The organism is Clostridioides sp. ZZV15-6598 (assembly GCF_020657705.1).
Classification (GTDB): Bacteria; Bacillota; Clostridia; order Peptostreptococcales; family Peptostreptococcaceae; genus Clostridioides; species Clostridioides difficile_F.
On record NZ_JAGWCS010000285.1, the window covers coordinates 1 to 1,055 of the forward strand.

General features: G+C 28.9%; 1 protein-coding gene and 1 pseudogene. Both read left to right on the forward strand.

Features of this window, described 5'->3' with window-relative positions; translation table 11 throughout:
* A pseudogene (locus KGF50_RS21585) lies at positions 1–693 on the forward strand (hypothetical protein); the annotation flags it as partial.
* 56 nt (positions 694–749) lie between these two features.
* On the forward strand, positions 750–980 hold the full coding sequence (locus KGF50_RS21590; RefSeq protein WP_227849962.1) for a hemolysin XhlA family protein: 231 nt from the start codon (positions 750–752) through the stop codon (positions 978–980).
* The last annotated feature ends 75 nt before the right edge of the window (positions 981–1,055 follow it).

Here is a 1,055-nt window from a genome sequence, read left to right on the forward strand (position 1 = left end):
ATGACTTTTAAAGAGTTAGTTAATAAAGTTAGAAATCTTGTTTTAGAAGCAAAGAATGTAACTATAGAAGATACAGAGAATAAATTTACAAGTGAAAATGTAGAAGGAGCATTAAAAGAATGTATAGACAGAGCAGATGAGGCTTTTCAAGAAGCCGATAGTGGCAAAGTACTTTTATCAACTGCTATCGGCTCCCCTGCTACATCAGAACAAGCATTTCAAGAATATGCTGATTATATAACAGAATTTAAAGGCACTATAGGTAATTTAAATAGTAAAATATCTAATTTAACTACTAACCCATATGTAGGGAAAAAAACTACTGGTTTTACTTATAATAAAACTGAAAATGGTTTTTATACTCCTACAGTTGATATTTCTTTTACTTATCCAACACCTTTTACTAATGTTAGTCATGTTTATATAGATTTTGACCTTGTTTATAAACGTTACCCAACAGCAGGGAATACTTCAAACGCTGAAAATATTCCTATTAAATATAGATATTTCCCTAATCCATTTGTAAATGTTTATAATTATGTAATATATTCATATGGAAGTGCTAAATTAGATGTTGTTATGTCTAGTAGTGAAGTTAGAATTAAGTTATATGCAGGTTTTAATCAATACAATGCTATAATGAGCGGAGTTTACAATTATAATATTAGTTGTATTTTTATTGGAAAAGAATAAAATGAAAGGCTTAGATAACCTCTAAGTCTTATTTTAATGCAAATAAGGAGGTTTTCATGAATGAAGAACTTTTCAAAGAGAATTTGAAACGACATGAGGCAACAATAAATAAACATAATGATGAAATAGACGAATTAAGAGTAGCAAATATAGAGTCTAAAGCAGAGTTAAAGGCATTGTGCGAGAATTTAAACTCGCTTACAAGTATGTTAAAGTGGCTAATTGGAACAATGATAACAACACTTGTAGGATTCTTTATATTTGCCATACAGAGAGGAATATTTTAATTAGGAGGATAAGAGATGGATAATTTAATAAGTTTCATACCAGAGCAGTTACTAATTTTAGTTGCTGCTCTTTAT